Origin of the sequence: Chitinophaga sp. (genome assembly GCF_036569125.1) — a bacterium.
Lineage (GTDB): Bacteria > Bacteroidota > Bacteroidia > Chitinophagales > Chitinophagaceae > Chitinophaga.
In genome coordinates this window covers 1-7,673 of the sequence record NZ_DATCRF010000380.1, presented here as the reverse complement: position 1 = coordinate 7,673, position 7,673 = coordinate 1, and the positions used below count along the sequence as shown (strand labels likewise).

General features: G+C 49.7%; 4 protein-coding genes. 1 reads left to right on the top strand and 3 read right to left on the bottom strand.

The genetic code is table 11. The features are described 5' to 3' along the window. Positions 1-158: 158 nt before the first annotated feature. On the top strand, positions 159-1,544 hold the full coding sequence (locus VIM87_RS14210) for a sialate O-acetylesterase (protein WP_331997636.1): 1,386 nt from the start codon (positions 159-161) through the stop codon (positions 1,542-1,544). Here the strand turns inward: VIM87_RS14210 and VIM87_RS14205 are convergent. The 3 genes from VIM87_RS14205 to VIM87_RS14195 all read right to left on the bottom strand — a co-directional run. Continuing rightward, positions 1,539-3,203, bottom strand: coding sequence for an alpha-L-fucosidase (locus tag VIM87_RS14205; protein ID WP_331997635.1), 1,665 nt, complete (start codon positions 3,201-3,203; stop codon positions 1,539-1,541). The genes VIM87_RS14210 and VIM87_RS14205 overlap by 6 nt on opposite strands. Positions 3,204-3,230: 27 nt before the next feature. Beyond that, on the bottom strand, positions 3,231-4,859 hold the full coding sequence (locus tag VIM87_RS14200) for a RagB/SusD family nutrient uptake outer membrane protein (RefSeq protein ID WP_331997634.1): 1,629 nt from the start codon (positions 4,857-4,859) through the stop codon (positions 3,231-3,233). Between the two features lie 40 nt (positions 4,860-4,899). After that, on the bottom strand, positions 4,900-7,673 hold a 2,774-nt coding region (locus tag VIM87_RS14195; RefSeq protein ID WP_331997633.1), incomplete at its 5' end, for a TonB-dependent receptor.

Genomic DNA, 7,673 nt, shown 5'->3' with positions numbered 1-7,673 from the left:
ACAAAAGGCCGTGATGCTATCAGGGTAAGGACCACCTTCGTACCCAACGCGCAGGAATTATATCCCGGCCATCCGTTCCCCCGCCAGAGTGCGTGGAGCGAATTGAAATATGAAGTTTACAGTTACATTCTTTCGGCTTTTAAATGAATACAGGGAATATGAGAGGAATAATTATCACAGTGCTGTTATGCATGGCGCTCTCCGGTTACAGTAATATCCGTTTACCCGGGATCATTAGCAGTAACATGGTATTGCAGCAGCTTGATAGTGTAAAGATCTGGGGATGGGCAGATCCCTATGAAGAAGTGACCGTAACGCCTTCGTGGAGCCCGCAAACCTATAAAGCCACCGGCTCACGCGATGCGCGCTGGGAGGTGAAGGTGGCAACACCTGCCGCCGGTGGTCCGCATACCATCATCATAAAAGGGAAGAACATTATTGTGCTGAATAATGTAATGACTGGTGAAGTATGGATCTGTTCCGGGCAAAGTAATATGGAAATGAGCGCACAAAAAGGGCTGCAGGATGTGAAAGCAGAGCTGCCTTCTGCGCACCTTAACAACATCCGTTTCTTTCACATTCCGAAAACAACCGCACTATACCCGCAGGATGATTGTGCCGGAGAGTGGGCTGCCTGCGACAGTGTTACGCTGCAGGCATTCAGCGCAGTGGCGTATTTCTTCGGCAAACGTTTAAGCACAGCGCTGAATGTTCCTGTTGGCCTGATCGCTGCCAGCTGGGGCGGCACTACGGCCGAAGTATGGACGCCGGACAGCATTGTGCACAATGATCCTGTACTGGAAGAGGCAGCGGCTAAAATAGTCCCCAGTGGTATGTGCCCCCATCTGCCCGGCTATGCATTTAACGCCATGATAGCGCCGGTAACGCCTTATACTATTGCCGGCGCCATCTGGTACCAGGGAGAGAACAATACCGGTACAGCGCATACCTACAAACAGCTGTTCACGGCTATGATAGATGGTTGGCGGGCGGCCTGGAAAAAGGACTTTCCTTTTTACTTTGTGCAGATCGCCCCTTTCAGGTACCAGGTAAAAAACAGCGGCGCCCTGTTGCGGGAAGCGCAGCTGCAAAGCGCGGCACATCATAAAACCGGTATGGTGGTGATCACCGACCTGGTGGCAGACACCAATGATGTTCATCCCGCCAACAAACATGATGTAGGACTTCGTTTAGCCAATTTTGCGCTGGCCGATACCTATCACCGGCAGGGGATCCCTTTTCAAAGCCCGGTTTTCAGCAGCATGCGGATCCATGGAAATAAGGCCATCCTCACCTTCGATCATGCAGATAAAGGATTGATGATAAAAGGAGCAACCGCCACAGAGTGGATGATTGCAGGGGAAGATAAAATATTTCATCCGGCAACAGTGGCGATACATGGGCATACGGTGACGGTATCCAGCAAAATGGTGAAAGCCCCTGTAGCCGTGCGTTATGCCTTCCGGGATGCAGCAATGGGCAACACCTTCAGCCGTGAAGGGTTGCCCATTGCACCGTTCCGTACGGATAACTGGAGCCTATGATAGTATTTTTAATGCAACGGCTACCTGTTCCCGGCTGTTTTCCGGCAGCTGCACAACCAGGCCATTGCTCTTTCGCTCAAAAGCAAGGCTGGCTTCCCCTCCCAATAATGCTACCCGCTGTATCTGCTTTTTATAATATGCACTGTCTGTTGCCAGTGATTTAATGATCACCTGCTTATTGGCCGGCCAGCCTAGTACAATCGCATATAGCGCATCTCCCTTCCGGGTGAACCGGATATCCTCTGTTCCAAAAGGCTTTCCTTTTCCTTCATTGAATCCTTGTGCGGATAAAGGCGCCGCTCCATCAATGGCGGGCCCTTCCCCGAATATTTCCCAGGGTCGTGTATCATAGATCGCCTCACTGTTCTGTTGCATCCAGGCGGCAATACCTTCTACTATGGCTTGTTCATCACTATCAATAGTACCATCGCCGCGTACCGGAACGCTTAGTAAAAGGTTACCATTCTTACTCACAACATCTGCCAGTGTATGGATCACCGTTTTAGCGCTTTTATAGCGGTGTTTTTCAAAGATATCACGTTCATAATGCCAGCTGCCCAAGCAGGTGTCTGTTTGCCATACAAAGGGTTCAATGCGGTTGCTTTGCCCTCTTTCTATATCCCACACCATACATTTGCGCTGTTCTTCATCCAGGATCTTCCCGTTCAGCACCGCCTGCAACTGACCGTGCTTTTGAATGCTGTGGTTATACAGGTGGGCGGCAATGCGAAGGCCTGCGTCGCTTACAGGCCATAAGGGAAGGGCAGTATCGTCAAAATAGACCAGGTCTGGTGAATACTTGTTGATCAGGTCTACGGTGCGGTTATAAAATTGTTCACAATATGCTTTACTGGGAATGCTGCAGCCTGCAGCCGCATCCCAGCCCCAGATCTTGTGAATGTTGCCGTTATTTTCCGAATTTCTGCTCAGCGGATGGTTTTGCGCATAGAGGTCCTGCGGGTCCAAACCATCCCACCAGCTGCCCTTTCCGTCCGCCTTTGTGAGCTTACCGTCATACGGAACGCCGGCAAGCGGCCCGCTCTTGTCGGAACGCTGCGCTACTTCATACCAGGTCCATGCATGCGCTGCATGTACGCTCACGCCAAAATGCATACCCTGGCTGCGTGCTGCCTTTGCCCATCCGCCAATGAGATCTTTCTCAGGCCCCAGCCTGGTAGCGTTCCATGGCTGGTATTTGCTGTCATAGTTGTCAAAGTTATCGTGGTGATTGGCGAGGGCTACAAAGTATTGCGCGCCGGCCTGCTTATATAGTTTTAGCAGCTGTTCAGGATCCCAGCGCTCTGCCTTCCATTTATGGATGATATCCTTGAAACCGGATTTTGAGGGGTGGCCGTATTCGGCCAGGTGGGATTTGTATTGTGCGCTGCCTTCCTCATACATGCCGCGTGCATACCAGTCGCCATGTTCCGGTTGACACTGCGGCCCCCAATGTGCCCATATGCCGAATTTCGCATTGCGGTACCAGTCAGGTACCTGGTACTGCTTCAATGAGCTCCACGAAGGCTTGAACGGCCCTTTTGCCATAGGTTCTCCTGGCAGGCCTGCTGCGATATTGGGTAAGACGTTTGCATAGGACTTCCCTAACCACAAGGCCGGCAATGCGGCTGCTGCTCCCTTGATCAGTTTTCTTCTTTGCATTGAATAAGTTTATTTTAATTTAAGCAATTAATAGCCGGTATTTTGCGACAGGTTTTTATTGATATCTCTTTCTGTCTGCGGAACCGGCCATAACTCATTGACACCTTTTTTGAAATTCCTTTGCTGGTATTTCAGGTATCCTTCGTTATCTACCGGGTAATCTTTATAGTTGGCCGGGTCATTGGTCAGCTTCATGCCGGTATACTGGCGGTTAAGCTCTTCTGCAGCAATTCCCCAACGGAGAATGTCGTAGTATCTCAGCCCCTCAAAAGCAAATTCTACCCTGCGTTCTCTCCTGATGATCGTTCTAAGCGCGGTCGGATCAACGGTGGTTACCGGCGGCATATTCACAGCGGCGCGTGCGCGAACTTTATTAATGGTTTGATCCAGCAGCTGCTGGTTAATTGCTGCACCCGATTCCAGCTGTGATTCAAGATAGCTGAGCAGCACCTCTGCATAACGGATCATGATCCAGTTACCGCCATAGTTCATGAGGTTACCATCAAAACTTGCGTCCATGAATTTATAAATGCAATAGCCGCTCCAGTTATACCGGTTGAACCTATCCGGTGAGCTGCTGTTAGGCCGGGATATAAATGTTTGCCCTTTAAAGACGGTGCGGTCAGAGATCATGATGGTGTAATCCAGCCTGGGATCCCGGTTGTCATAAGGCTTATCAGGATTGTAAAGCGGCGATTCATTAATGGTTTTGCCATCAATACATTCATATGCTTTAACCAGCTCATTATATGGGGAGAACTGGTGCCACCCGCCCCATGTTTCAGGATACAGGTATTGCAGCAATACATGACCATAAACATCCTGCTGGTATTGTGAGCTTAATATGATCTCTTTACTGAGCTCACTGGCCTGGCTGAATAATTCTTTGAACTTTGGATCAATGATATAAACATTGTTGTCAATGATTGTTTTGTATGAGGCGGCGGCATCGCTCCATTTTTTCTCCGCCATTTGCAAACGCCCCAATATGGCCAGTGCTGCGCCGGCAGTAATGCGGCCATTCTCATTATCAGACCGGGTAACCGGAAGAACGGGATAACTTTCCTTCAGCTCTTTTTCGGCAAATGCCCATACTTCTGCTTTCGGGCTCCGGCTGATGCTGTTGGCCTCTGCTACGGTTAACACATGCTGTGGAAATGGAACGTCCCCGAAATAGAGCGCAAGGTTAAAATACTGGTATGCGCGGATCGTCCGTACTTCGGCTATCATCATGTTCTTTTTGGCAGCGTCCATATTGATATTCCCGATATGGTCCAGGAAATTATTGCAGGTAGTTATCTTTTCATATGCATGTTGCCAATATGCACCGGGCACCCAGTAGGCGGAGGTGAGTGTGCCATCCGTCATGTGGTCGGGGATCAGCTCCTTTTCGGATCCGTTCCCTGCCATCAGGTCCAGGTATAAAAGCGACCTGGCCGTCCAGAAGTCTTCACCGCTCCAGCCGGCGCCCGTGTAGTAACATCCAACAAGGGCCAGCTGCGCATCTCCTTCCGTTTGCCAGAAGGTGGCATCAGAGACCGCATCGAGCGGTTGTTTATCGAAAAAATCCTTTTTACATCCTGCGCCTGCAATAATGAACAGGCAAAAAGTGATGCAGATATATGCTGATGTATTATTAAAGTATTTCATTTTCATTGTCGTGGTTTTGATGATCAGTATTGCGCACATCCTGCTGTTAGAACCGGGCATTCAGGCCAAAAGTATACACGCTGGTAAGCGGATAAAAAGGCGAATTGTCGCCGGTTGACTGATTCATTTCCGGATCCCATCCTTTATAGAAATGATTCAGGGAAAACAGGTTCTGTCCGCTGAAGAACACTCTGAGCCTGTCTATTTTAATCTGCTGAAGCAGCGCATGTGAAAAAGAATAGCCTAACTGGATATTCTTACAACGCATAAAGCTGGCATTCCTGTTCCAGTAGGTAGAGGTTTGTATCGTACCGCTACCCATGTTCAGACTGGTGAGTTTCGGATATTTCGCATTTGCATCCGGATGCTCTGCTGTCCAGCGGTTATCTGCCTGCCATTGCTGTATCTGTCCGCCATTGTAAAATGCAAACGCCTGGTAGGAGCCCATCTGCTTTTCATAGCCGGCCAGGCCGCCCAGCAGTATAGAAAGATCAAATCCTTTATAGTCTGCTGTGATGGTAACGCCGTAAGAGTATTTAGGAAAGGTGGATCCGATGATCGTTCTGTCATAGGTGGCGTCTACCTTTCCATCCGGTACACCATTCGGCCCGCTGATGTCTTTATAGCGCACAAACCCGGGCTCTGCGGAGTAGGGTTGAGCGGGATATTTGGCAATATCATCATTGCTTACGAACAAACCGTCTGCAACATATCCATAGATCAGGTTCAGCGGCTGGCCTACAAAAAGGCCTTTGGCAATATCCTGCTGAAGGCCGCCGGCAAGCTTTGTTACCCTGTTCTTCACATAGGAGAAGTTAGGGGTGATGCCTAACCGGAACCCGCGTATGGCGGTGTGATAATTCAACTGTACTTCAAACCCGGTATTCTTTACCTGGCCTGCGTTCACCTCCGAAGTATTCAATCCCAGTATTCTTGATACTGAAATGTTATAAAGGATATCGGATGTGGTTTTTGCGAAATAATCAACTACAAGGCCCAGCTTGCCGGAGAGGATATCCAGGTCAAGGCCGATATCGGTGATCTGTGTGCTTTCCCATGTAATGTCCGGGTTGGAGAGTGTAGTGAGCCTGGCGCCGGAAGCAAGGGCGCCGCCAAAAGTGTAGTTCTGTCCCAGGTTAAGTAAGTTCTGGTATGGATAATTGCCGATATTCTGGTTACCCAGCTTGCCCCAGGAACCGCGAAGCTTGAGATTGTCCACCCAGCTGAGGTTCTCTTTTATGAAAGGTTCTTCGGAGACCCGCCAGCCCACAGAGAATGAAGGGAACAAGCCCCACCGGCCTTTTGCGGGGAAGCGTGAGGTACCATCATATCTTGCGTTGGCCTCAAAGAGGTATTTGTCGTTCAGGGAGTAGTTCAATCTCCCGAAAAAAGAGCGGAGCGCCCATTCTGATCCTGAACCGGATGCCTGCATATTGCTGGAGGCGCCTGCATTTAATTCATAGAGGGCGTTATTCGGGAAGTTATCGCGGTATGCGCTTGTCCAGTCCTCGCGGTATTGCTCCTGTGAAAAACCAGCCAGCAGGCTAAAGTTATGGCCCCCGATTTTCTTTACATATTGGGCAAGGGACTGCAAAGTAATTAATGAATTGTCTCCCGAGCTCACGGTAAGGTTGTTCGGGCCAACCGTTTTAAACTGGTCAAAAGTAAAGGAGGCGGCATAGCTATTATTCGTATAGCTGTTATAGTTATAACCGGCTTTGCCGCTTAAGGTAAAGCCATTAAAGATCTCCCAGGCCAGCTCCACGCCACCCAGGAAGTACCTGTTCTTCCTGTTAACAAAAGACCGGCTGTCCAGCCATGCTTCAGGGCTATAATTATCCTGGTACCCGTAGGTGCCGTCTGATTTTTTGCCGGCGAATATGGGCCCTTCACGTACCGCGAACCCGATCATGCTCACCATCTCACCATCGTATTGGCGCGGCTCATTGGTGGTGGCGGCGTTCCCGCTTAAGCTGGCTTTCAGCGTCAGGTGATCCTTTATTTTACTGTCTACGTTTAAAAGGAAATTGTATTTGTTGTAGTTGTTCTTTGCCACAATGCCGTCCTGGTGCAGATATCCGAGGGAGAACAGGTAAGAGTTCCTGGCATCTCCGCCTGTAAAGCTGAGGTTATGATTTGTCTGGAAGCCTGAGCCGGAGTGCAGCAGGTTTTTTAAATGCGGCACGTTGGGATAGTTGTCAGGATCGGAGCCGGATCTGAATTTATTGATCTCGTCAGCGGTATATACGGGGCCGCTGCCCATATTGGCGTTTGCTTCGTTCCTCAGCGTGGCATAGTCGGCAGAGGGGAGGAACTGTGGCAGTTCGGTCACTTTCTGCCAGCCTATATAATTGTTGTAGCTTACCTGCATTTTCCCTTTCCGTCCGCGTTTGGTTTCAACCAGGATTACGCCGTTTGCCGCTCTTGTGCCATATATGGCGGCTGAAGCAGCATCTTTCAGGATAGAAATGCTTTGGATATTATTGGGATCTACATCGTTAATAGAAGCTGCCAACCCATCTACCAACACCAGCGGACTGTTACCTGCTCCGGAAAAGGTGCCCAAACCACGTATGGTAATGGAGGCGCCATCGTTACCCGGCCGGCCGGAGCCTTGTGAAACGGTAATGCCGCTGGCAACACCTGCCAGCGCCTGGGAGGCTTGTGTAAGCGGCCTGTTTTCAATATCAGCGGAGGATATTGCAGAGATGGATCCCGTGAGGTTCACCTTTTTTTGCGTACCATAGCCTACCACCACCACGTCATTCAGATTACTGGTGGAAATGTTCAGCGTAATGTTGTAAACATTTTCTCCGCTTA

What these genes read in the sequence shown, in the direction of transcription:
- VIM87_RS14210 (WP_331997636.1), top strand. Translation starts at nt 159, where the DNA reads ATGAGAGGAATAATTATCACAGTGCTGTTATGCATGGCGCTCTCCGGT.
- VIM87_RS14205 (WP_331997635.1), bottom strand. Translation starts at nt 3,203, where the DNA reads ATGCAAAGAAGAAAACTGATCAAGGGAGCAGCAGCCGCATTGCCGGCC.
- VIM87_RS14200 (WP_331997634.1), bottom strand. Translation starts at nt 4,859, where the DNA reads ATGAAAATGAAATACTTTAATAATACATCAGCATATATCTGCATCACT.